The 23801-nt window shown below is 58.5% G+C and carries 15 protein-coding genes; 8 read left to right on the top strand and 7 right to left on the bottom strand.

The window, feature by feature from the left end; all coding sequences use genetic code 11:
* Window positions 1-110 precede the first annotated feature (110 nt).
* The 5 genes from cobG (at window position 111) to LOY36_RS02995 (ending at window position 11873) form a co-directional block, all read left to right on the top strand.
* Entirely contained in the window at window positions 111-1412 is a 1302-nt protein-coding gene (cobG, locus tag LOY36_RS02975) for a precorrin-3B synthase (protein WP_309475227.1), read from the top strand.
* Window positions 1405-2031, top strand: coding sequence for a precorrin-8X methylmutase (locus tag LOY36_RS02980; protein WP_019650629.1), 627 nt, complete (start codon window positions 1405-1407; stop codon window positions 2029-2031). Before cobG ends, LOY36_RS02980 begins: the two co-directional genes overlap by 8 nt.
* The gene (locus LOY36_RS02985) at window positions 2031-2762 is read left to right on the top strand and encodes a precorrin-2 C(20)-methyltransferase (RefSeq protein WP_018928431.1); all 732 of its coding nucleotides are present in this window, start codon (window positions 2031-2033) and stop codon (window positions 2760-2762) included. The genes LOY36_RS02980 and LOY36_RS02985 overlap by 1 nt, the downstream gene beginning before the upstream one ends.
* A complete protein-coding gene (gene cobJ / locus LOY36_RS02990; RefSeq protein ID WP_258672242.1) occupies window positions 2762-4462 on the top strand; it encodes a precorrin-3B C(17)-methyltransferase in 1701 nt (566 codons plus the stop codon). Before LOY36_RS02985 ends, cobJ begins: the two co-directional genes overlap by 1 nt.
* Window positions 4463-4790: 328 nt before the next feature.
* Window positions 4791-11873: a TcdA/TcdB pore-forming domain-containing protein gene (locus LOY36_RS02995; protein WP_408981104.1), complete on the top strand. Its 7083-nt coding sequence runs from the start codon at window positions 4791-4793 to the stop codon at window positions 11871-11873.
* Window positions 11874-11887: 14 nt separating this feature from the next.
* Here the strand turns inward: LOY36_RS02995 and LOY36_RS03000 are convergent, their stop codons facing one another.
* Window positions 11888-12484 carry a MarC family protein gene (locus LOY36_RS03000; protein ID WP_019582263.1) on the bottom strand — a complete coding sequence of 199 codons (597 nt, stop codon included), beginning with the start codon at window positions 12482-12484 and terminating at the stop codon, window positions 11888-11890.
* A gap of 256 nt (window positions 12485-12740) precedes the next feature.
* Here LOY36_RS03000 and LOY36_RS03005 point away from each other — a divergent pair, with 256 nt between their 5' ends.
* Genes LOY36_RS03005 through LOY36_RS03015 form a run of 3 tightly spaced genes read left to right on the top strand, consistent with a single transcriptional unit; the run spans window position 12741 to window position 14953 of the window.
* The gene (locus LOY36_RS03005; protein WP_019650625.1) at window positions 12741-13526 is read left to right on the top strand and encodes a hypothetical protein; all 786 of its coding nucleotides are present in this window, start codon (window positions 12741-12743) and stop codon (window positions 13524-13526) included.
* Between the two features lie 60 nt (window positions 13527-13586).
* A complete protein-coding gene (locus LOY36_RS03010) occupies window positions 13587-14315 on the top strand; it encodes a hypothetical protein (protein WP_258672243.1) in 729 nt (242 codons plus the stop codon).
* Entirely contained in the window at window positions 14312-14953 is a 642-nt protein-coding gene (locus LOY36_RS03015) for a hypothetical protein (protein ID WP_019650623.1), read from the top strand. The genes LOY36_RS03010 and LOY36_RS03015 overlap by 4 nt, the downstream gene beginning before the upstream one ends.
* Before the next feature lie 22 nt (window positions 14954-14975).
* On the opposite strand, the gene LOY36_RS03020 is transcribed toward LOY36_RS03015, so the two are convergent.
* The 6 genes from LOY36_RS03020 to LOY36_RS03045 all read right to left on the bottom strand — a co-directional run bounded on the left by LOY36_RS03020 (window position 14976) and on the right by LOY36_RS03045 (window position 23788).
* Complete coding sequence (locus LOY36_RS03020; RefSeq protein WP_019650622.1) at window positions 14976-17750, bottom strand: hybrid sensor histidine kinase/response regulator; 2775 nt, start codon at window positions 17748-17750, stop codon at window positions 14976-14978.
* Between the two features lie 99 nt (window positions 17751-17849).
* Complete coding sequence (gene purD, locus LOY36_RS03025; RefSeq protein WP_019650621.1) at window positions 17850-19145, bottom strand: phosphoribosylamine--glycine ligase; 1296 nt, start codon at window positions 19143-19145, stop codon at window positions 17850-17852.
* Window positions 19146-19347: 202 nt separating this feature from the next.
* Window positions 19348-20955, bottom strand: a complete 1608-nt coding sequence (purH, locus tag LOY36_RS03030) for a bifunctional phosphoribosylaminoimidazolecarboxamide formyltransferase/IMP cyclohydrolase (RefSeq protein ID WP_019650620.1) — start codon at window positions 20953-20955, stop codon at window positions 19348-19350.
* A gap of 81 nt (window positions 20956-21036) precedes the next feature.
* A complete protein-coding gene (fis, locus tag LOY36_RS03035) occupies window positions 21037-21357 on the bottom strand; it encodes a DNA-binding transcriptional regulator Fis (RefSeq protein ID WP_007907419.1) in 321 nt (106 codons plus the stop codon).
* Window positions 21354-22364: a tRNA dihydrouridine synthase DusB gene (dusB, locus tag LOY36_RS03040; RefSeq protein WP_018928425.1), complete on the bottom strand. Its 1011-nt coding sequence runs from the start codon at window positions 22362-22364 to the stop codon at window positions 21354-21356. The genes fis and dusB overlap by 4 nt, the downstream gene beginning before the upstream one ends.
* A 185-nt stretch (window positions 22365-22549) precedes the next feature.
* Entirely contained in the window at window positions 22550-23788 is a 1239-nt protein-coding gene (locus LOY36_RS03045; RefSeq protein WP_258672244.1) for a DUF3426 domain-containing protein, read from the bottom strand.
* Between the last annotated feature and the right edge of the window lie 13 nt (window positions 23789-23801).

Raw genomic sequence — 23801 nt, forward strand, 5'->3', positions numbered from 1 at the left:
TTCCGACGGGCAGGCTTTTCATGCCGTCGGACAAAGCAGGCATAATACCGCGCCTTCGCCCGCGAAGCGCCTTTCCCACACAGCCGGTCGCCCCTTTGAACGAACGCCCGATGTCTACCGCCTTACGCCCCTCGGCCTGCCCGGGGTTGCTGCGTATCGTCCCGGCGCTGGATGGCGGAATCTGCCGGATCAAATTGAACGGCGGCTCGATCAGCGCGGCCCAGGCTGAAGCGGTGGCCAGCGCGGCCGAACGGTTTGCCGGGGGCGTGATCGAGGCGACCAACCGGGCCAACCTGCAGATTCGCGGAATTGGCAGTGAGCAGACGGCTTTGATCGACAGCCTGCTCGCCGCAGGGTTGGGGCCGCGTACCGCGGCGGGCGACGATGTGCGCAATCTGATGCTCAGCCCGTCTGCCGGGATTGACCGGCACATGTTCTTCGACACGCATGCGCTGGCGGAGCAGATCCTCACCACCCTGCAAAGCCACGAACGTTTCCACGAACTCAGCGCCAAGTTTGCCGTGCAACTCGATGGCGGCGAGGCGTTGGCGATGCTCGAACACCCGCATGATCTGTGGTTGTCTGCTGCTGAGCGAAACGGCGAGCTGTTGCTGGCGTTCGGTCTGGCGGGTTGCCCTACGGACAGGCCCGCAGGCGCGGTGTCACTCGAGCAGGGGCACGCACTGGTGGTAGCGGTGCTGGAGTTGTTTCTCGACCTGGCGCGTCCGGATCAAACACGAATGCGTCATTTGTTGGCCGAGTATCCACTCGCAGAGTTTCTCGCTCGCCTGGCCGAGCGTGTGCCCTTGAAGTCGATTACCGATTGGCAGCGCTTGTTGACTCCGGGTGCCCTGCACATCGGCGTCCATCCACAGGTTGGAACCGAATACGTCTACATCGGCGCCGTCCCTCCGTTGGGGCGGCTCGATCCCGTCATGCTCAGAGGTGCGGCGCAACTGGCGTGCGAATTCGGCGACGCAAGCCTGCGTTTCACCCCATGGCAAAGTCTGTTGCTGCCCAACGTTCAAAAAGAGCGAGCGCCTGAAGTGATTAGGCGTCTGGAGCAACTGGGCCTGCTATGTGAGGCTGATCAGCCTGTGTCACGGTTGATCGCCTGCACCGGTTCCGTTGGCTGCGGCAAGGGCCTGGCCGATACCAAGAGCGACGCCATGCAGTTGGCCGCGCTGTTGCAACGTCACGATCAAGCAGTGCATTTGTCCGGCTGCCAGCGTTCCTGCGCCGCGGCCCATGTAGCACCGGTCACGCTGCTGGCCGTCGCCCCCGGTCACTACGACCTCTATTTTCGCGATGCAGGGCATCCGGGTTTCGGCGCCCTGCACGCACACAACCTTACTATTGAAGCGGTCGCAGCCTTGCTCGACGCCCGCTCACGGAGTTCCCTTGATGCTTGATTACATCCGCGACGGTCAGGAGATCTATCGCAACTCCTTCGCGATCATTCGTGCCGAGGCCAACCTCGACCGTATTCCGGCCGATCTGGAGAAACTCGCCGTGCGGGTGATCCACGCCTGCGGCATGGTCGAAGCCATCGACGGTCTGCAATTTTCCGAAGGCGCCGGCAAGGCCGGGCGCGATGCGCTGGCGGCCGGTGCGCCGATTCTGTGCGACGCGCGGATGGTCAGCGAAGGCGTGACCCGCGCGCGCTTGCCGGCCAACAACCCGGTGATCTGTACCCTGCGCGACGACAGCGTGCCGGAGCTTGCCCGCGAGTTGGGCAATACCCGTTCCGCCGCCGCGCTGGAGCTGTGGCGCCCGCATCTGGAAGGCAGCGTGGTGGTGATCGGCAACGCACCGACCGCACTGTTTTATCTGTTGGAAATGCTCGATGCCGGCGCGCCGAAGCCGGCGCTGATCCTCGGCTTCCCGGTGGGCTTCGTCGGCGCCGCCGAATCCAAGGCGATGCTCGCGGCGGACAGCCGTGGCGTGCCTTTCGTCATCATGCAAGGCCGGCTGGGCGGTAGCGCCATGGCCGCCGCCGCCGTCAATGCCCTCGCCACGGAGATCGAATGATGCAGCAACCTGGACGTTTGATTGGCCTGGGCGTCGGCCCCGGTGATCCGGAACTGATTACCGTCAAAGCCTTGCGCCTGCTGCGCGAATCGCCGGTAGTGGCGTACTTCGTTGCCAAGGGCAAGAAGGGCAATGCGTTCGGCATCATCGAAGCGCATCTGCAAGATCCACAAACCCTGCTGCCGCTGGTTTATCCGGTGACCACCGAAGCGCTGCCGGCGCCGTTGTCGTATGAACAAGTGATCAGCGATTTCTACGATACGGCCGCCGAACAACTCGCCGCGCATCTGGACGCCGGCCGTGATGTGGCGGTGATCTGCGAAGGCGATCCGTTCTTCTACGGCTCCTACATGTACCTGCACGATCGACTGGCCGAGCGTTACGAAGCCGAAGTCGTGCCGGGTGTCTGCTCGATGCTCGGTGGCGCCTCGGTACTGGGCGCGCCGCTGGTGTATCGCAATCAGAGCCTGTCGGTGTTGTCCGGCGTGCTGCCCCACGAAGACCTCAAGCGTCGCCTGGCCGATGCCGATGCGGCAGTGATCATGAAACTGGGGCGCAACTTTCCCAAGGTCCGTCAGGTGCTGGAAGAACTCGGTCTGGCAGAGCGTGCGCTGTATGTGGAGCGCGCGACCATGGCCAACCAGAAAATCGTGCCGCTGGATCAGGTCGAGCCGATGTCCTCGCCGTATTTCTCGCTGATTATCGTTCCAGGTGAAAGGTGGCAAGGCTGATGGCCCATTCTGCTCCGGCGATTGTCATTCTCGGCAATGGCAGCCTTGCGACCGCACGCAAAATCCAACAGCTTTACTCGGGGGCTTTGATCCATGGGTTGGCTGATCGGGTCGAAGGCGCGGATCGCAGCTATCGCGAGTTCGGCGCGACCCTGCGTGAGCTTTATCAACAGGACACACCGATCATCGCCCTGTGCGCGGCAGGGATCGTGATCCGCACCCTGGCGCCATTGTTGCTGGAGAAGGGTGTCGAGCCGCCGGTGCTGGCCGTGGCTGAGGACGGCAGCGCGGTGGTGCCGCTGCTCGGTGGTCTCGGCGGGGTGAACGTCATGGCGCGCGAGATTGCCGCCGGCCTGGACGTCGCGGCGGCGATCACCACCAGCGGTGAATTGCGCTTCGGCACTTGCCTGCTCAATCCACCAAGCGGCTACGCCCTGGGTGATCTGGAACTGGGCAAGCGCTTCGTCTCGGATTTGCTCGCGGGCCAAAGCGTGCGCATTGAAGGGGCTGCGCCGTGGCTTGATCAGGCACAGTTACCGGAAGATCCCCAGGCTCGGTTGTCGATTCATGTCGGCAGTGCCGAGCGCACGCCTGTGGCCAATGAATTGATGATCTACCCGCGCAGCGTGCTGGTGGCGGTGAGCGCCGAGGTGGCGGACCTGCCGAGCGCCGTTCGAATGGCTTTGCATCAGGCGAAAATCGCCGTGCAATCGCTGGCGTGCCTGTTGGCCAGCGACCTGGACATGGCCAACCCTGCGTTGCGCGAGGCGGCGCTTGAGTTGGGCGTGCCACTGCGTTTTGCGTCGGTCAGCGGCGTCAGCGAATTGGCCCGCCACACCGTACCGAACGCCACAGTCGTGACGGCGGATAACGGAATCGCCATCGCGGTGGCCAGTCAGCCACTGGAGCTTGCGCAGATCGGTCGTGCGCGCGGTCGTTTGGCTGTGATCGGCCTGGGCCCTGGCGCTGCCGAACTGATGGTGTCGGCGGTCAAGGCCGAACTGGCGCGCGCCAATGACGTGCTCGGTTATGAAACTTACGTACGTATGGCTGGGCCGTTTCGCGACGATCAGGTGCTGCATTGCACCGACAATCGCGAGGAAATGCAACGCGCTCGCCACGCCTTTGAGCTGGCCGCCCAAGGGCGCTCGGTGGTGGTGGTTTCATCCGGGGATCCGGGCGTGTTCGCCATGGCGGCGGCGGTGCTTGAGGCGTTACACGAGTCGAGTGAGCCAGCATGGCACAGCGTTGATCTGCAGATCCTTCCAGGCGTTTCTGCTTCTCTGGCCACTGCTGCGCAGGCCGGTGCGCCGCTGGGCCATGACTTCTGTGTGATGTCGCTGTCGGACAACCTCAAACCATGGACGATCATCGAAAAGCGTCTGGACCTGGCGGCCGAGGCCGATCTGGCGCTGGCGTTCTACAACCCGATCTCCCGCGCACGGCCATGGCAACTGGGCCAGGCGCTGGACATCGTCGGCCGGCATCGAACGCCGGAAACGGTGGTGGTGCTGGGCCGTGACATCGGTCGCCCCGGCCAGACGCTCCGGGTCACGACGCTCGGCGAACTGACCCCCGATCAGGTCGATATGCGCACCATGGTGCTGATCGGCTCCTCCACCACTTGCGTGTTTCCTCGTGCCGAGGGCGGCAAGTGGGTGTATACGCCTCGTTGGTATGGCGACAAGCCAACATCATGAGTGTCGGCGGCCTCGCTGGAGGCCGCGTTTCAAAATGGCCTGGCGTTGATAAACAGGAAGTTTTTGCGGCAGGCGGTTAGATGTCTTGATGTAAGTTTGTTTTTCTCTGGCACAAAAGAAACTGTCGCGTTTGTTGAGGGTTGCCTTTTGCTTGTCTTTTTTTGTTGTGTTTGACGGCTTTAATATTTCTAAGTGTTCGGTTGGTCATCAGTTGTTTGTTTTTTTTGCTTCCGGGCTGAAGTTTTGTTCAGTTAGTGTTGTTTGAGCGTCGGGTGCATCCATCCATTTTGACGGATGAGAAATCTTATTTTTACAGGGAAGTATCTTTATGGGTGAGCAATCGGCTCGTCGTGTGAGCGGTTACGTCAATTTTATTGATTTATTTAAACTGTCTGATCTTGAAAAGGCGTTACAGGAACATAAGGGTACAGAGAAATACGATGCGGTATTTCGATATTACTTTTCTTGTATCGGCATGCTCGATTTTCCGAGAATGCTTCCACCGCTTGGTTTGCTGCGCGAAGCCCTGGGGGCTTTTGTTGAATCCAAGAGCCGGCATCGACGTGCCGTGGAAGTGGAGCCGAAAGCTGCGCCGGAGGGCGCTGAAGCTCCGGGTTTGACTGAAATCCGCGACAGAGTCGAAGGCTTTCACACGCGCCTGTCCACCAGCATTGCAGAGCTGTCTGCCGCAGCAACCGAAGTGCCGAAAAATCTACACTTCGTTTGGCTTGGAGGGGGGGTAGGAAATATTCAGCGCGACTACATTAATGTTTGGTGCAAGGTTTTGGCCGGGCACGATTATGCCGTGAAACTCTGGTATGACAGCGACGCGTTATTGGCCTATGAAACCAATCGGATCATTGTCGAGGCCGCGAAGGCCGATGCGATGATTAATGGCGGACATAGCACGGGAACATTTCTTGAGCTGGGTGACAAATATGAAGAGCGAGCCATTGTTCTTAAGCAGCAAATGTTCGCACATATCAACAAGGCGGTGGAACGCGGTGTTAAAGCGGATGATGCCCGGATTGATCTTCTGGTCCGTGGGTATGGCCAGGATAAAACCGCCCTGGAAATGTTGCGGAAAAAGAATGGTCAGAGCATTTTGGCATTGGCGGGAGTGGAACTCCGCAACCTGGCGGAGAATGCAACACCGCTGCACTTGCAGAGCATTTATGAGCGCGAGATAAGTTTGCGAGGCAATTTTGCCGCCGCCTCCGATGTGGTGCGCATTGAAGCTTTGATGGCTGAAGGCGGATTTTACGCAGATGTCGATAACTTGCCACCTCTTGTAGAAAAGTTGGGCGATGTGGAGATCAATCAATTCAGCAGTGATGAGCGCCTGGGCGTGTTGCAGTTGTTGCTCGATCAAAATCCTGGATGGATGCCAGGTCGAGAAGCGTTAAGAGGTAAATATACAAACTATTTCGAAGTCATCCCTGCAGAGCATCGTCCCGCACTGGAGCGTTTCGCGAAAAGTCGCCCGGACTTGAACAGCGTTTTTCGCGCCCCCGTCGAACGTCTCGTACGTCCGGATGGAATGCGGGCAGTTGCCGAGCAGGCCAGCCTGAGTAATGCGTTTCTCATGGCTCATGCCGGATCGGCAATGTTGAGTGCTGTCATCGATCGTTTCAAACTCAACTATGAGATTGTTGATGCCACGACCCGCTTGGCTATGGAGAACCAGGTCGCCTTGATTGATAGCGAGGCCATGAGCGGTTTTGCGCGGGAGGTGGTCGAGAAAAAATTTGGTTCGTTGGATGCACTCCCGCCTGAAGAAGAACTCGCCCTCACTTTTTTGGTGGAAGCCGCAGCGATTTACTACAGCGACGGCATTCGCCCCCAGAGCGAAGTGACAATCTATCTGACCGGGCCTGCTGCGATGCGCGATGCACTCGCGGATTACGCAAAAATCCACTCCATACCTCCAGCAGCGGGGGCGTGGCGAAAGGATGTGGCTATTGTCGCCGCCGCCATGGTGAACCGGGACACCGAGGAGGAGCTGGATCATTCCTGGAAAGAAAACGAAAGCGACACCGTCGAGTGGCTGCGCAGGGAAAAACAACGTTGGGAGGCCGGGCAATTCAAGGCGCGTTACGTCGGCAAGGTGGATCAATTACTAAAGAGTCAGACAATCCATTTCGACCATGGCTGGCCAGTCATCGAAGGTCGACATGTGATGTCGACCGATTTGTTGCAGTCCTTGGCGCAGCACCTTGGTGAACCCTTTTTGCGAGCGATGAGCCAACGTGTCTCTGGTGAAGTGACTTTCGACAAGCAAGTGCAGCTGAGTTTTGACGAGCGCCAGTCCATCCTCACGCAGGAGATCACGCTACCGCCATCGTTGGTCGGAGAGCCGGCAGACGGGGATCTGCCGCTTGATGAATTGCTTCATCGAATTGGCCGGGGCACTTTGCAGGTTGAACAGCTTAACCCCTTGCAGCGGTGGTTGATCGGTTCGTTGCTGGGCGCGCGGGCAATGGATCAACGCAACTTCGGACACGTCAACGCACGCCTGGAAAACCTCGCGAACAATGTGTCTGAGTTGGGCGTGTCACACCGTTACGGGGCGATTGAACGGGAGCTGTTCAAAGAGAATCACCCCGCATTCGTTGCCGGTTTGGCCAGCGCTTCGATACCTTCCTTGGTGTTGTCCGAGACCAGCATTGAACTGAAGAAGCAGGCGCTGGAGGGGGCTCTGACCTTGCTGCAATGGGGGCGTCAGGTCGCCCGTATTCAGCAGGTAGCAAAACTCGAATTCCGTGACCGGATTGCCGAGCGCATGGCCGATGTGCTGGAAAGTTTCGATCACGGCAGCTTCAAACTGGTGCCGCAGGATTTGTTGCTTCAGGGGGTCGGCGACCGGATCGCGGGGCGTTGCTACCCATTGGCATTGGCCATGGCAGCGGCGATCAGCAAGGGTGATGAAGCTGCCAACACACTGCGTGAACGGTTTTACCTGGCGGTCATTGAACCTGACACCGGCCATTCGAAAGCGTTTGTGAGCATTATCGAGGAACTGCGCGATGTTGACGTCCATGACTTGGGCGGACCGGTGGTGCGCTCCGATCTGGCACACGTCATTGCGACGCTCGAAGGTAAAACCGGCAGCAGCACCCTGATGCTCAACTCTGACAACCACTCGATGCTGGTGGCTAAAACATTCAGTGGAGGCCGCAGTACTTATCATTTCTACGATCCGAATTTTAGTGTTTTCGAGTTTGATACCGCTGAAGCGCTCAGCAAAGCGCTGACACATTTTTTCGTTCGGCAAGAGATGGCCAAGCCTTACGCAGCATATGGAGAGCCTGCGCGTCCAACCTTTGATTTGATTGACCTCGACGCTGGCCGACTCAATGAACGAGTGCTGCCGTCGGGTGTCCGGGTGTCCAGTCTTTCCGAGTCAGGCAGCCTGCCTGAACAGACGCCCCGGGCAAGACAGCGACTGGCCAGCGCGCGAGGACGGTCACTGGTCAACAATGGGGTATTGGGCAGTTCGTTGCTGGAACTGGACGCTCACTGGTGGGGCGGGCAGATCGCGCAGGCGACATGGCAGCTACAGGAGAAACACGGGCTATCGTCGGGTGCCATTGCATTGTTTGAGACATTGGAGATCACCCCGACAGGCGCTTACAAGATCAGTCTGGTCAATAACGATCCAGCGCAGACCATTGTGCGTGTCACCACCGATGATCATCGACTCCTCAGGATTAAAAACTTCCTCTCGCAAACCTTCCATTCCTTGGCGGCTCAACCGCGTGCGCCGGCCAACTCGCCTGATCCTGTGGACGCCGGTAGTGTTCATACGCTCAATGCCGGTTTCACCGTACAAGCCTTGATGAACTCGCTGCGTCATCACGAAGGCGCGGCCGGCGGTAGCGACAAGGCACTGACCACCGCCATTCGCCTGCATGCCTACGTCAACTACGCCCAACTGGTCCATGGCAATGTGGTGGATGTGATTGGCGTTGTGACACTGGTGCGACAGGCCCTGGATGATGAAAAGCTGATCGCTCGCACCAGTGCGCCATTGGTGCAAAAGGCGTTGGGGCATGTGGCGAATGAAGGCGTTGGCACGGTGTTGGGAATGGTGAATGTCGGGTTTGATATTTACCAGTTGAGCCATGCCGGCAATGACATTGAAAAGGCGCAATTCGGGACGCAATTGGCGTTCGACTCCGCGAGCGCTGTGTTGGGGGCGGCCGGGCTGGGTGCGGGATTGGCCGGCGCAGGCGCCGTATCTGCGGTGCTGGGCGGTGTCGGGGTGATTCTGGGCGGGTTGGCGGTGGGTGTCGCTGCGCTGGCCGAAGGGTTTGCCACCATTGCCGAGGAGGCCAAAGGGGTCGGCCTCTTTTTTGAACGACTGGAGAAAGCGTATCTTCAGGGCGGCTTTCACTTGGACAAGGCGTCGGATGCCTGGATTGCACATCCGTTGCTGGTGCTCACCGAGCTGGATTTACGCGCATCAACGGTCCATTTCGACAGCCCTAAACTGTTCCCGCTTCGGGATCATTTCGGGGTTCCGGATTACGATGAGGATTACCACCGCGCTATTGATATACGCTTGGGCCTTGAGTTGCCGGGCTCGGCGCTTTTTTCGCCGAAGCCTGGGCAGACGATCGTTTTGCCGTGCACACCCAAAACCTGGTATGGCTATGAGTACAAGTTGCTGCCGTTCGTCACGTTTCGTCATGCTGACGGATTCGATACGGCACGTCGGCTGGAAAAAAAGAATGAACAGGGGAAATGGCAGTTCCTGTTTTCCTTTTATTCGTTTCCGGGTGAGTACGTCGTCCACCGACTGAACCCTGTCTGCAAACCAACAGTTTTCAACGTTCGTCTCGATAATGTTGAGCGCTCGCTGGTGGTGCCTGTGCTACCCAAGGCATGGCACGGCCTGGTCTCCTATCGGATAGCGGGTGCCGGTGCTCAATGTTCCGTGCTGCTCAATCAGGGGGTGAGTCTTGAGCTCGACGCACCGGGTCACGCGGCCATGCACTGGGTGTTGCTGGCTACCTGGCTGGCGGAGACAGATATCCAGATAGAGCCTGCGGGCAGCCTCATGTTGGGCACTCTGGCTGTGAGGTTCACAGGTAGCGGGGTTCACGATGTGTTGCTCAAACTGGCAGGTAACAAGATCGTGCGCGTTGATCTCGTTGCCCTGCAATTGGAGGTTGTCGAAGAAACGGCCGATCCGGCGCTCGGAGAGCAAGCGTTGCTGGATCACTTCAAATCACTGGCTCGTGAACATCGCCTGGCCATGCCTTACACCCCCGTTCACAACTTTGTGGTGCCGTTTGAAAAGCCGGACGAACCGAGGACGGTGGCTGCGTATTACGACTCGGCTGAGGATCGTTTTCTGTATATCCGCGACCCGAATGTGCTGTTGGCCGACGAGGTCGTATTGGGCGCGGTGGTCGAGGGCTCGGCCTATTTCTATCACCCCGAGAACTTCGATGTCTGGCAGGTCGACGCGATCACCGGCACGCTGCTTCAACGATACCGTTTGCTGGTAAGAGAAGGCTTGACCATTGTCCGCTGTGAGGCCGTGGCCAATGGCGGCATTCAGATCGTGCAGCGGTCCATTCCAAAGGAAGGCCCGCATGATGAGCTGACATATATGATCCATGACGGTGCGGTGTTGCTTGGCTCGATCACCCGCGGTCACGATCCGGCATTGCAGGCTGTTCTACAGGTCAACACGCTCACGGACTGGAAGCCGGTGCTGGGCAACTATGTGTTGCCGGCAGAGTCCATCGATACCGTGAATTGGCGCCCCGGTGCGCTGGTTTCGATTTGTTGGCAGTTCGAAGACAAGTGGCACGATCTGGTCTGGGTCCGAGAGGTTGACGGGTTGATCATCCGTGCGCCGGCCCGACGTCGCCATGCGCGGGGATGGAAAGATTCGATTCTGAATGATCTTCGACTGATTGTTCCTGCCGGTGCCGAGGGCGAAGTATTTGTTACCTACGACCAGCCTGACCAACGCCTCGTGCGACAGCAAAGGTCGATGGTGGATGGCCGCGTGCAATGGTCTTCCACAGAAATTGCACCCTCGGGCCTGAATAATGTTGTCGCCGTTGAGCAGGGCTACCTGGCTCTGACCGAATCCGGTCTGTTCTTCAATGTGATGCCCGATGGCATGCTTCGATTGGGCGGACTCAGCGACACCTGGTTCAAGGATCGAGCCCAATGGTGGTCCGCACTGCCGCAAGTGTCGACGCGCTATCCGGTGTCGAGTTTCGCCCTCCTTGGCTTGACCAACTTTACGGGGGATGCCGGCTTATGCGCCTGGTATCTGGACGATCGACTGTTGCTCTCGGATCCTGGCCATGGAAAAGAAGTACGGTTACTGAGTATTGCTCCAGACAATCAGGCCGCCTGGTTGTTCGATCTTTCAACGGGCAAGATTTTCAGCCAGCGCTTTATTGATACGAAACATTTGAGTACGGCATTTGCCCAGGGCACCAGACTTTTGCAAGTAGAAGCATTGCCGGCCCCGATACAGGTGTGGGCCCCTTGGACCTTTACCGACGTGACGGTAGAGGGCGCGGGTCTGAGGGCGACGACTCTCGAGGGCGTGGAGGTGGATTTACAGCACAACGAACCGGTACGGGTTACGGGTGTGGACAGCCTCTGGGTCGCTGCACTGGACGGTCCATTGAGTGAGCGGCTGGCAGCGCTGGCGAACCAACATCGATGCGCCGATTTTCTGTCCGTCAAAGATCCTGACTACCTTCAATGGTATGTGGTCCGGACCGGACGATTGATCCGGATTCCGAAAACCACCCTTCCTGCGCAATACACACTGGTGGGTACCCGGCATCAAACCAATGTGATGCTGCACCAGATCGGGAATGGTTTGTTGCACACCTATCCGCAAAAAAATACGGTCGGGCCACTTGAGTATATTCAGCGAAACGCCGAAGTACTGGTGGTCGAGGGACTGAAGACGGCCGATGACCTACTCCCGTTGATTGCCGATGATGTCAGTATCCTGGTACTCAAAATGGGTCAAGGGACAACGACTAGCCGGCTGACCCAGACGGCGTGGTTGAAACTTGAATCGGTTATCGTCGATTGTCGTTACCCGCTTGAGCTCCCACCCTTGATTCCGGGGAAGCTGATTCTGGACGCTTCAATCATGGATCAGTTATGGGTCAGCCTGGTCGATGAACACCTGGTAATGAACGGCCTGGACAGCGGGCACAGTCTGATCTTTCGCGGTGTTTACTCATCGGATGTGACGTTGCGGGGGGACGTGTTCCTTGCGCTCAGTGGTTATCGATCGCGCGCGGTTTCGGAAATAGTGACCGAGTTGCTGAGGCAAAAGGGCGTTTCGGGCAGCGCAATGCTAACGGAGCTGATGTCGAATCATCAGATCGAGGCGCTTGTAGAACCGGCTTTTTAGAGCTCCTTGGCCGATTAAGGCACCAGATAACCTTTCACCCCGGTGAAGATTATCTGTGCCGCCAGAGCGCACACGAACAATCCCATCAACCGGCTGACAATCTGCAACCCCTGGTCACCCAGAATCCGTTCGATGCGGTTCGACAAATACAGCACCACGCCAACGGTGAAGCTGGCGAGGGCGATACTGAGAATGGCCGTGAGTTTGTCGTCCCAATGCGGCTGGCTCACGCCCATCACCAGCAAGGCGCCGATGGTGCCCGGGCCGACAGTCAGGGGGATGGTCAGCGGGACGATGGTCACGTCCTGCTGCACATTGTCGGTCTGCACCACCGACTTGCCCTGAGCCATGCCCAGCGCCGAAATGAATAGCACGCTGCCGGCGCCGATGCGAAATGCATCCACGGTAATGCCGAACACGTCAAATATCACCCTCCCGAACAGGTACAGCAAAACGCTGGAAACCAGTGTGGCAATTGCCACTTTCCAGGCCAGGCGACGTTGTTCCTTGCGCGAATAACCGCGGGTCAGGCTGATGAAGCAGGACAACACGAAGAACGGGCTGTAGAGCACCAACATCTTCAGGTAAACGCTGAATAACACATGGAGCATGGTTTTGGCTCGCATCCAGAGACGGGTGAAGCGGAGTCTATCAGTTGGTCAAGTGCCTGTGGGGGGCGAGTTTATAAGGTCTGAAAGTTATTTTTATTCATGTGTAGGCTGTTGGGCTGAGTCTGAATGGTTAGTTGTGTGATTGCTGTTGTGGATGATGTTACATGTTTGGGTTTGTCGTGGTGGGTTAATTTGTTTATTGTTTCTTTCGGCAAGTTCATGAGGAGCTTGCTTTAATGTCAATAAGGAAGAAGTTATGAATAATATGTTTAGTGAAAGTTATATTGCTGCCTGCTTGGAAAATCTTCAGGGTTATGATCTGGGTGAGACGCCGCTTATTAGATCTCGTGGTTTGTTGGCGCCGGGTGACGAAATTGAAGCGCCGTCGAAAGGATCGGTTGTAGGCGAAGGCCTCATTAGTTTCAGCGGTAACCTCACCGGTATTAACCGCAGTGACGCGCAGAATGCGTTTCACTATGCGTCGCTTGTGGCAAACAAACAGTTTCCACTGGAGCACCAGGGCAAAGAATGGTATGCGCAGTTCTGTAAAGTCATGGGTGAAACGGGTTGGATGACCATCAGCAAGTACTACAACGATCTGAACGTGTCGGGAACCAGTGTCCGCATGGACAAGATGGTGCTGGAGATTCTTGCTTCGGTAGTCACAGGCCTTGCCGTACCGGGTCCGGCTACTGCACTGATGCTGAAAACCGCGGGTGATGCGATTGCCGCCCTGCAAAAACGCGATACCGCATTGACGCTTTATGAGCGCAACTTGCTGGCACAAGGTGTGGGTGGAGTAACGACCGGCTCGTGTATCGATGTGAACGGGACCACTGTTTTTGCCATTGGCGCAGTACGTTTTACACGCCGGAATTCATCGGTAAAAGTAATGTTCGTCGATACGGATGTTCGTGACGTAAGTCTGTATCGCGGTGAGGCAGCTTTCGAAAAAAATGATCTTTTGGCTGCGGCTACTCGTGAGCTGATTGCAACGAAACTGGTGAAGTACTCGGCTGATAAGCTCGATTACGACATTTGATGAATGCTTGGAAGGGCGGTCGAAAAAAACGACTGTCCTTCTCTGTATGAAGGTATTTAAATGAGATGTGATTATTCAGTGTTGATTGTCGGGGCTGCGGTTTTGATAGTGCCCGAATCAGAGGATTTGACCACTTATGATGATGTGGTCAATACGGTGTTGTATGCACAGTTGGCAGCCAATAAAAAAACAGAACTAGAGCCGGGTGTGAGTTGGTATGACACCTACATGAAAGTTTTGGATGGTATCTGGATGTGGCGCGGTAAAGCGCGCGAAGACTTGAGTCTCCCTCCAGAGAGTGTTGAAACGGCGGTTCAGTGGGTGGCCTCAGCGATGTCCAAAGTAGGGGCAGATGAAGGGCATGTGACTGCAGAAGTGCTGTCACAAATTGTCAACGAATCGGACATCAACCCGGCAGCCAACTTGTTGCGCAGCCATATGCAAAAAGTGTCCGAAGAGCAGTCCACCGAGGTGTCGGCACCTGCGATGGATGTTCGTTTGCTGGTGATCGTGGCGCCAACACCGACTTCGTTCAGTAGTGTATGTATCGAGCTCAAAACCCGTCAATTGCTGAGTTCCAGCCCTTTGGCGCACCTCTATTGGGGCGAAGACGTACAAGGCATCATTAGCTGCCGTTACGTCCGGGCGAATCTATCGGAAACGGTATATGCACCTGTACGAGATCAAATTGCTCTGAAGGTCAAGGACCGGATTGAGACCAATGTTGCAATGTTGACCGTGCGCGACAATGCCTGCAGCACCACGCAGCCAGAGGAGGTTCGGTCATGACGGATCTGATTGCACCACCGGCAGCGGTGGTTGGCGGCAGTATCGTGTCGTTCGCCAGCGATCTGCCGGCGTCCCACCGCGAAGACGTCTACATGAGCACGGCTTTTGCGCAAAGAGCCACACGCGATGCAATTAATGATGGATTATCGGGCGACTGGTTCGACTACTACTGCGGGCAACTTCGTTTTCTGGGATGGGATGTGCCCGCACCTCAAACGTTTTCGCCCGCGCCAGCTGCTCCGATGGGCAGCAAGGCGATACAACGTATCCGGGAGTCCATCGGTGATAGATTCTCAATACCCATCAGCCGCGCCCTGACAGCGTTGGAGCGCAATTCGCTGGCGCTCGAAATGTTTGAATCCACGACCCTGAAGGGAGATATGGCTTACTTTCAGATGATTCCTTGCGTGATGAACGGCACGCACAAGGTGGATATGGCGGTCTATCACCGCAAGTTTTCGATAGTGCGAGATATCTCTCGGTTCCTGTTCAGCAACAATGATTCGCTTGAGCAAAAAAGCACCGAACAGATAACCACGATCACGTTCAACACGCTTCATTACGGCACGTTTCGGGAGAAAGTGAAGAAGTCTGTGGTGTCTCAGTCCCTGAAATACTTGAGCGCTCTGGACATTTGACCGAGTGCCAGCCCGAGGGCTCTCAGAGGGTCGACACTGTGCGGTTCTGCTGATCACGCTGGGCAACCCAATGCTCGATCAAATCGCGCAACTGCGACAGCTCGACCGGTTTGGCCATGTGCCCGTCCATGCCGGCCTGACGCGCGCGCTCTTTGTGCTCGGCGAGGATGTGTGCGGTCAACGCCACCACGGGGGTGCGAATCCGCTGGTTGCCGACTTCCCAGGCACGCAATTGCTGAGTGGCGGAGAAGCCGTCAAGGATTGGCATTTCGCAGTCCATCAGCACCAGGTCGTAACGCTGGGCCTTCATTGCCACCAAGGCTTCCTCGCCATTGCTGGCGGTATCCGGTTGCAGGTTGAGCTTGCCCAGCATGCCGCGGATGACTTTGGTCGAGATGCTGTTGTCTTCGGCCACCAGGATGCGGAAGTCGCTGGGTACCTTGACCGGAAGGGTAGGGCCGGTGGGCAGGTGCTGCGAGGTGGCCGGGCCGTTGTTGCGCTGGTTCAGTTCGTCCGCCAGGGTGGTCTTGAGGGTGTAGCCGGCCACTGGCTTGGCGAGGATGCGCTTGATCCCGGAGTTGCGCGCGATGATCTTGCTCGGCGCGTTGCTGATGCCGGTGAGCATGATCAGCAGAATGTCGTGGTTCAGGCTCGGGTCTTCCTTGATCTTGGCGGCCAGTTGCATGCCGGTCATACCGGGCATGTTCTGGTCCAGCAGGACCACGTCGAAATAATCGCGCAGGTGGGCCTTGGTGCGCAGCAGCGCCAGGGCCTCCTTGCCGGACGGTACGGCGCTGACGTTCAAGCCCCAGGCGCTGCACTGCTGCACCAGCACCTTGCGACAGGTGTCGTTGTCGTCCACGACCAGTACGCGTGCGCCTTGCAACGGGCTGTCCAGGTCCGAGGTCGGGTGTTCGAGACGGTCCGGGTCCAGTGGCAGGGTCAGCCACAATGTGCTGCCCTGGTTGGCGCCGCTCTTGATGCCGAATTCGCCCTGCATCAAACGGATCAGCTGACGGGCAATCACCAGCCCCAGATTGCCCCCCAGGCTGGTGGCCGAGAGGAAATGCTTGCTGTGCAGCTCGGCGTGCATCAGTGCGTCGCGCTCTTCAGCCTCCATCGGCTGGCCGCTGTCCTGCACGGCGATGCGCAGCCGCGGTTTGGCGCTGCGTTCATCCAGGGCGACAACGATCAGAATCTCGCCTTCATCGGTTTTCTTCAGGGCGTTTTCCAGCAGGCTCAGCAAGGTTTGGCGCAGGCGCGTCGGATCACCGCTGATGACGCGCGGCACCTGCGGCTGGATAAAACTGATCAGCTCGATGTTCTGTTGTTCGGCCTTGGCGCGGAAGATGCTCAGGCAATCTTCGATCAGGGCATTGAGGTCGAACTGCACGTCGTCCAGCTCGATCTGTCCGGACTCGAGTTTGGAGATGTCGAGAATTTCGTTGATCAGCGTCAGCAGTTCGTTGCCGGCGCTATGGATGGTTTGCACGTAGTCGCGCTGCTTGACCGACAGCGGTGTGCCCAGCAGCAGTTCGGTCATGCCCAGCACACCATTCATCGGGGTGCGGATTTCGTGGCTGATTTTCGCCAGGAATTCAGCTTTGGCGTTTATTTCGGCATTGCTGGCAGCCAGGTCGCGACTGACGCTGAAACGGTCTTCGGTGATGCTACGCTGTCGCTCGCCCAGGGCCACACTCATCAACAGGCCACTGATACAGATAAACACCAGAAGGGTGATGATCAGGCCTTGCGGGGCGACAAGGGTCAGCCCCTGCAGCGCCGGCAGGATAATCAACGTGCCAAGGTTGAACACCACCATGGCCGCCACGAACAGGCGGGCCGGGCGATAACCTTTTTGCCAGTGATGGGCGCTGACGAACAGCATGCTCAGGCCGGCCAGGGCAACCAGTGCGTACGTGATCAGGTTCAGCGGCAGGGTGTTGACGAACAACAGCAGCAGGCCGCAGGCCACGATGAACAGGATGTCCCCCAGCAGCAGCTTGTTCAGCGGGTGTGGGCCGAGCGGGGCGAAGAAGCGGTAGGCGAACATCAGGCCGCAAGGTGCGGTCAGCAGCAAGGCAAGATAGGCACCGGGTGTTTGTACGACGGACCAGTTCGGCAACCATGGGCGGGCCAGGTTCAGCAGCAGCACCAGGCTGAGCAGCAGCAACCCTTCGCACGCTGCCAGCCAGAGGCTGCTACGCGAGCGGGTGTAGGTGTAGCGGGTCAGGTTATGCAGGATCAGCATCCCGAGACAGCCAAAGAGCAGACCGTAGATCAACGTCTGGTTCTGAGTGGCTGCGCTCATGACCGCCGATTGCAGGGTGATGTAAGGCCGAAACTGGTGTTCGGAGACCAGTCGCATATAGATGTCGAGGGTTTTGTCGCTTTGTGGCAGCGGCAACATGAAGTCGTTGCTGGGCAGGGGGCGCTCAGCCTGAGGCTGCCCGGTGCCGGTATTCAATTGATCGATCAGCTGGTCGCCGTCGAGCACATACAGATTGAGGTGCGACAGGTCGGGGGCGAACACCCTCAGCAACTGTTCGTGTTTGCCGGGTGCCAGCCTGAAACGCAGCCACAGCGCACCCTCGGGCCCGGCTGCGGTGAGGCGGTCGAGTTCGACGGGACTGAATTGATTGGTGTAGCGGCCGGAGCGGATGTCGCTCAGCTGTAGATCGCCCTGTTCGTCGAGCAATACCGCCCAGCCACTGCCTTGCGTGGCCTGGGCCGGGAGCATGCAGAGCAAGGTCAGCAGAGTGACGGTGAAGCCTATGGCAATCCTGAGCCAGCGCACGGCGAAATCCCTTCGTAGGTTGATGCCAGATTATAACTATGCGCGGCGCCGGAATAGTCCGGCAAGGGCTGCAAGCCCCTGCCTGGCCGAATGGATGGCTTATTCCTGATTTTCGCCACGCTCGCGGGCAATGGCGCGGTAGCCAATGTCCTTACGATAGAAGCAGCCTTCCCAGTCGATTTTAGCCGCCAGTTTGTAAGCCTGCTGCTGGGCTGCGTCGACGCTGGTGCCCATGGCGGTTGCGCACAGTACCCGACCACCGGCCGTCACCACCTGACCGTCCTTGAGTGCAGTGCCGGCGTGGAAGACTTTGCCTTCCAGTGCCGCGGCTGCATCCAGACCGTTGATGGCAACGCCTTTGGTGTAGTCACCCGGGTAACCGCCAGCGGCCAATACGATACCGACGCTCGGACGTGGATCCCACTGTGCTTCGACCTTGTCCAGCGCTTGCGCCAGGGCCGCTTCGACCAGCAACACCAGGCTCGACTGCAAGCGCAGCATCACCGGTTGAGTCTCAGGATCGCCGAAACGGCAGTTGAACTCGATAACTTTTGGGTTACCAGCCTTGTCGATCATCAAGCCGGCATAGAGGAAACCGGTGTAGACGTTGCCTTCCTCGGCCATGCCGCGCACGGTTGGCCAGATCACCAGGTCCATGACCCGCTGATGGACTTCGGCGGTGACGACCGGTGCCGGGGAGTAGGCGCCCATGCCGCCGGTATTCGGACCGGTGTCGCCGTCGCCGACGCGTTTGTGGTCCTGGCTGGTGGCCATCGGCAGTACGTTCTTGCCGTCGACCATGACGATGAAGCTGGCTTCTTCGCCGTCCAGGAACTCTTCGATGACCACGCGGGAACCGGCATCGCCAAACGCGTTGCCAGCGAGCATATCGCGCACCGCGTCTTCAGCTTCAGCCAATGTCATGGCCACGATCACGCCTTTGCCGGCGGCCAGGCCATCGGCCTTGATCACGATCGGTGCGCCTTTTTCACGCAGATAAGCCAGGGCCGGCTCGATCTCGGTGAAGTTCTGGTAGTCGGCGGTCGGGATCTTGTGGCGTGCCAGGAAATCCTTCGTGAAGGCTTTCGAACCTTCCAGTTGCGCGGCACCCGCGGTCGGGCCGAAGCAATCCAGGCCACGGGCGCGGAACAGATCGACAACGCCTGCTACCAGCGGCACTTCCGGGCCGACGATGGTCAGGGAAACGTTCTTCTCGGCAAAGTCAGCCAGCTGCTCGAGGGCCAGCACGTCGATGGCGACGTTCTCGCACTTGGCTTCAATGGCTGTGCCTGCGTTGCCCGGGGCAACGAACACTTTCTGCACGCGCGGATCCTGAGCCACTTTCCAGGCCAGGGCGTGTTCACGGCCACCGCTGCCAATGATCAAAACATTCATTTCAAAAACCTCAAAAAACTATGAGTGGCGCTGCAAACCCCTGTGGGCGCTGTAGGAACTGTAGGAGCTGTCGAGTGAAACGAGGCTGCGATCTTTTGACTTTGCTTCAAAAGCCAGATCAAAAGATCGCAGCCTCGTTTCACTCGACAGCTCCTACGAGCTCCTACGAGCTTTTACAGGCTCCTACAGGGGGAGCGGTCTATCAGTGACGGAAGTGGCGCATGCCTGTAAAGACCATGGCGATGCCGGCCTCGTCGGCAGCAGCAATCACTTCAGCATCACGCATCGAGCCGCCTGGCTGGATCACCGCAGTGATGCCGACCTTGGCCGCATTGTCCAGACCGTCGCGGAACGGGAAGAACGCATCGGATGCCATCACCGAACCGGCGACTTGCAGACCGGCGTGTTCAGCCTTGATCGCGGCGATACGCGCGGAGTTCACGCGGCTCATCTGGCCGGCGCCGACACCGATGGTCTGACGGTTCTTGGCGTAGACGATGGCGTTGGATTTGACGTACTTGGCGACTTTCCAGGCGAAGATCAGGTCGTTGATTTCCTGCTCGGTTGGCGCGCGCTTGGTCACCACTTTCAGGTCTTCGCTGCCGATCATGCCGATGTCGCGGCTCTGTACCAGCAAACCGCCGTTGACGCGTTTGTAGTCCCAGGCCGGAACGCGGTCAGCCGACCACTCGCCGCAGGCCAGCAGGCGTACGTTGGCTTTGGCGGCCACGATGGCGCGGGCTTCTGCGCTGACGGATGGGGCGATGATCACTTCGACGAACTGACGCTCGACGATGGCCTTGGCGGTTTCAGCATCCAGCTCGCGGTTGAACGCGATGATGCCGCCGAACGCCGACTCGGTGTCGGTGGCGTAGGCCAGTTCGTAGGCTTGACGGATGCCGCCTTCGGCGTCCGGGCTCACGGCCACGCCGCACGGGTTGGCGTGCTTGACGATCACGCAGGCCGGTTTGACGAAGCTCTTCACGCATTCCAGTGCGGCGTCGGTGTCGGCCACGTTGTTGTACGACAGCTCTTTGCCTTGCAGTTGGGTCGCCGTGGCGATGCCGACTTCGGCAGGCTTGGCTTCAACGTAGAACGCCGCGCTCTGGTGCGGGTTCTCGCCGTAGCGCATTTCCTGAGCCTTGATGAACTGGCTGTTGAAGGTGCGCGGGAATTCGCTGCGGCCTTCTGTGCTGAGGGTTTCAGCCGCCTGGTTCACGGTGCCCATGTAGTTGGCGATCATGCCGTCGTAGGCCGCGGTGTGTTCGAAGGCCTTGAGCATCAGGTCGAAACGCTGAGCATAGGTCAGGCCGCCGGCCTTGAGGCTTTCCAGTACGTTGGCGTAATCGCTGGCATTCACCACGATGGCCACGTCTTTGTGGTTTTTTGCCGCCGAACGAACCATGGTCGGGCCGCCGATGTCGATGTTCTCGATGGCGGTCGGCAGGTCGCAGCCTGGCTTGTTAATGGTGGCTTCGAACGGGTACAGGTTGACCGCTACCAGATCGATCGGCTTGATGCCGTGCTCGCTCATGATGGCGTCGTCGATACCGCGACGACCGAGGATCCCGCCGTGGATTTTCGGGTGCAGGGTTTTCACCCGGCCGTCCATCATTTCTGCGAAACCGGTGTAATCCGCGACTTCCACTGCGGCAACACCATTGTCGCGCAGCAGCTTGAACGTCCCGCCGGTGGAGAGGATCTCTACGCCCAGGGCTTCGAGCTCTTTGGCGAATTCAAGGATCCCGGTCTTGTCGGAAACGCTGATCAAGGCGCGGCGGATCGGCAGGCGGGTAGTCTGGTCGGTCATCTCAATTTCCATCAAAAGCAAAGGAGTCAGCAAAAAAGGCGACCGGTTTTACGCGGGCGCCTTTCTGGTTTGATTGAATGCTTACAGCAAATCGTACTGCTTGAGTTTCTTGCGCAGGGTGCCCCGGTTCAGTCCGAGCAGCTCACTGGCCTTGGTCTGGTTACCCTTGACGTAGTTCATCACGCATTCGAGCAGGGGAGCCTCGACTTCGGAGAGCACCAGGTTGTACACATCCGTGACGGCAGCGCCCTCAAGGTGGGCGAAATAATTGTGCAGCGCCTTCTCGACACTCCCGCGAAGGGTCTGACCTTCTTCGCTCGGTGTATTGAGGTGCTGTTTCAAATTCACGTTGTCGCTCACGGGTGTTGTTCCACTCACTAAAGTCTCGGTCATCATCGTCATGCGGCCACCCCTTCTCCGTCCCCTGTCAGGCTCTTGTAGCGTTCGGCGAAGAAGCCCCGAACGTAGGCGCATTGTGCTTCCGTATCTTCCAAACGATTGAAGTGGGCGCGAAACTCCCTGGCGCCCGGCAAGGTTGCGAGATACCAGCCCACATGCTTGCGAGCTATGCGCACGCCCATGACGTCGCCATAGAAGGCATGCAGCGCGGCCAGATGCTCAAGCAGAATACATTCCACCTCGATCAGTTCCGGTGCCGGGAGTTTTTCACCGGTACGCAGATAATGGTCGATTTCACGAAAAATCCATGGCTGCCCCTGGGCAGCCCGACCCACCAACAGGCCATCGGCACCGGTCGCGTCGAGCACGTACCGGGCTTTCTCGGGCGAATCGATATCGCCATTGGCGAAGACCGGAATCGACACCGCCTGCTTGATCGCGGCAATGGTGTCGTACTCAGCTTCCCCGGTGTACAGGTCGGCACGCGTGCGGCCATGTACGGCCAACGCCGTGATGCCTGCCTGTTCGGCGATCTTCGCCACCGTCAGACCGTTCTTGTTCGCCCGGTCCCAGCCGGTGCGAATCTTCAGGGTGACCGGCACATCGACCGCAGCCACCACGGCCTGCAGGATCTCGGTCACCAATGCTTCATCTTTCAACAGTGCAGAGCCGGCGGCCTTGTTGCAGACCTTCTTCGCCGGACAGCCCATGTTGATGTCAATAATCTGTGCGCCCAGTTCGACGTTGGCTCGGGCCGCATCCGCCAGCATCTGCGCATCTCCGCCGGCGATCTGTACCGAGCGGGGCTCGGGATCGCCTTCGTGGATCATGCGCATCCGCGATTTGCGGGTGTTCCACAAGCTCATGTCGCTGGTGACCATTTCCGAGACTACAAGTCCTGCGCCCAATCGTTTGCACAGCTGACGAAAGGGCTGGTCGGTGACACCCGCCATGGGGGCGAGGATCAAGCCGTTGTGCAATGTATATGGACCGATGCGTACCGCCGACATAGGACTTCCCTGTTGTGGGGCCGGATCATGAGAGTTCGAAAAAGGGTTGGCATGATACCCGCTCTCGATGACTGGATAAAGGCTGAATTGAACAAAATCTGAACAACTAATTCGTTATCGCCAGCGGTTTGGTTTGAACGGCTAAAGTCAGGAAACCGCCGTCAAGCCTGCAACGCTTGAGTGTTTCACTCGGGCGAATGGAAGCTCAGGCTGTAGTTCACCGCTTTGGGGCCTGGGTCGAGAATGTCCAGCGCGATGTGGATCGGCGTTTGCGGCGGCATTTCGGCCAGGCCTTCGAGATCGCCGTTGAGGTACTCGCCGGGCTTGAAGCGACGGCTGGCGATCAGGTGGCCGTTGAGGTCGGCAAAGCGCAGCTCCAGCAGCGGGAACGGCTGGGAGAAGGGTGCACGGTTGTAGATGATGGCATCGACCACCAGCGCACCGTTGAAGTCCGGGTGGCTGCGGACCACCAGATTGCTGCTTTTGACTTTCGCGATGTCGACCTTGGACGGCACTGTGCAGCCGATGTGCGGGCACAGTTGCTGGAACCACGGACGATACTGGTCCTGGCGCGCCAGTTCATCGAAGTGGTAGGCGACGTATTGGCCAACGAGGCCGGCGGCGCCGAGCAGGATCAGCAGCAGCCAGAAAAAGCGCCGACCCCAAGGGGAGCGGCGTTTTTGCCAATCCAGTTGCAACGGATCGTCGGTCAGGTCCTGTAGCACTTCAGCGCGCATGGCCGGTTCGCTGCGTTCGCGTCGCTTGCGCAGGGGCTCGACGGAGGGCAGGTCATCGTCGATCTCATCGTCATCGGTTTTCGCCGACAGGCTGCCAAAAGGGATCGGGGCGTCGAGCGGGTCATGCAGGCGCAGTTGCTGTATCTCGGGCTCATCGTCCAGTGGCACGGGCTCCATGGACAGCGAAGGCTCGGTGCGCGAGTGTTTGCTTGGCTCGATCGTCGATTCGACCATCGGTGCTGGTGTCAGCGCGTCGGCGGCTTGCGCGCGATCGGCGGCCGACTCACTGAAGAGACTGTCGGGCCAAGGGGCTTCGTCGTGTTCGGTGCTGTCGCGATGAGCGCTGAGGCTGTCTTCGCGGGGGCGACCGAATTCCGTCGTCGGCTGGATTTCCCGCTGTTCGAGCCGGGCGAGTTCTTCGTCCAGATCCAGGCTGTCCAGGTCCATTTCGGCCGCGGTCCATTGCTTTTGGCTGATGGCTCGCTGCACTGGCGGTTCTACGGGCGCCGATGCAGCCGGTTTTACCGCTTCCTTGCCGGCCCGTTGCTCAAGCAACTGCCTGGCGGCGTTGAACACCTGCAAGCATGAGCCGCAACGAACCACTCCCCGGGCCACGCTCAACTGAGCATGGCTGACGCGGAAGCTGGTTTGGCAATGCGGGCACTGGGTGACGAAGCTATCGGTCATGCGGCAATCCGGT

Origin of the sequence: Pseudomonas sp. B21-019 (assembly GCF_024749225.1) — a bacterium.
In the GTDB taxonomy this organism is placed as follows: Bacteria; Pseudomonadota; Gammaproteobacteria; order Pseudomonadales; family Pseudomonadaceae; genus Aquipseudomonas.

Coding starts and splice junctions, on each gene's coding strand:
- LOY36_RS03010 (WP_258672243.1), top strand. CDS start 13,587: ATGAGATGTGATTATTCAGTGTTGATTGTCGGGGCTGCGGTTTTGATA.
- purD (WP_019650621.1), bottom strand. CDS start 19,145: ATGAATGTTTTGATCATTGGCAGCGGTGGCCGTGAACACGCCCTGGCC.
- LOY36_RS03045 (WP_258672244.1), bottom strand. CDS start 23,788: ATGACCGATAGCTTCGTCACCCAGTGCCCGCATTGCCAAACCAGCTTC.
- LOY36_RS02995 (WP_408981104.1), top strand. CDS start 4,791: ATGGGTGAGCAATCGGCTCGTCGTGTGAGCGGTTACGTCAATTTTATT.
- dusB (WP_018928425.1), bottom strand. CDS start 22,364: ATGTCGGCGGTACGCATCGGTCCATATACATTGCACAACGGCTTGATC.
- purH (WP_019650620.1), bottom strand. CDS start 20,955: ATGACCGACCAGACTACCCGCCTGCCGATCCGCCGCGCCTTGATCAGC.
- LOY36_RS03000 (WP_019582263.1), bottom strand. CDS start 12,484: ATGCTCCATGTGTTATTCAGCGTTTACCTGAAGATGTTGGTGCTCTAC.
- cobJ (WP_258672242.1), top strand. CDS start 2,762: ATGGCCCATTCTGCTCCGGCGATTGTCATTCTCGGCAATGGCAGCCTT.
- fis (WP_007907419.1), bottom strand. CDS start 21,357: ATGACGATGATGACCGAGACTTTAGTGAGTGGAACAACACCCGTGAGC.
- LOY36_RS03005 (WP_019650625.1), top strand. CDS start 12,741: ATGAATAATATGTTTAGTGAAAGTTATATTGCTGCCTGCTTGGAAAAT.
- LOY36_RS02980 (WP_019650629.1), top strand. CDS start 1,405: ATGCTTGATTACATCCGCGACGGTCAGGAGATCTATCGCAACTCCTTC.
- cobG (WP_309475227.1), top strand. CDS start 111: ATGTCTACCGCCTTACGCCCCTCGGCCTGCCCGGGGTTGCTGCGTATC.
- LOY36_RS02985 (WP_018928431.1), top strand. CDS start 2,031: ATGCAGCAACCTGGACGTTTGATTGGCCTGGGCGTCGGCCCCGGTGAT.
- LOY36_RS03015 (WP_019650623.1), top strand. CDS start 14,312: ATGACGGATCTGATTGCACCACCGGCAGCGGTGGTTGGCGGCAGTATC.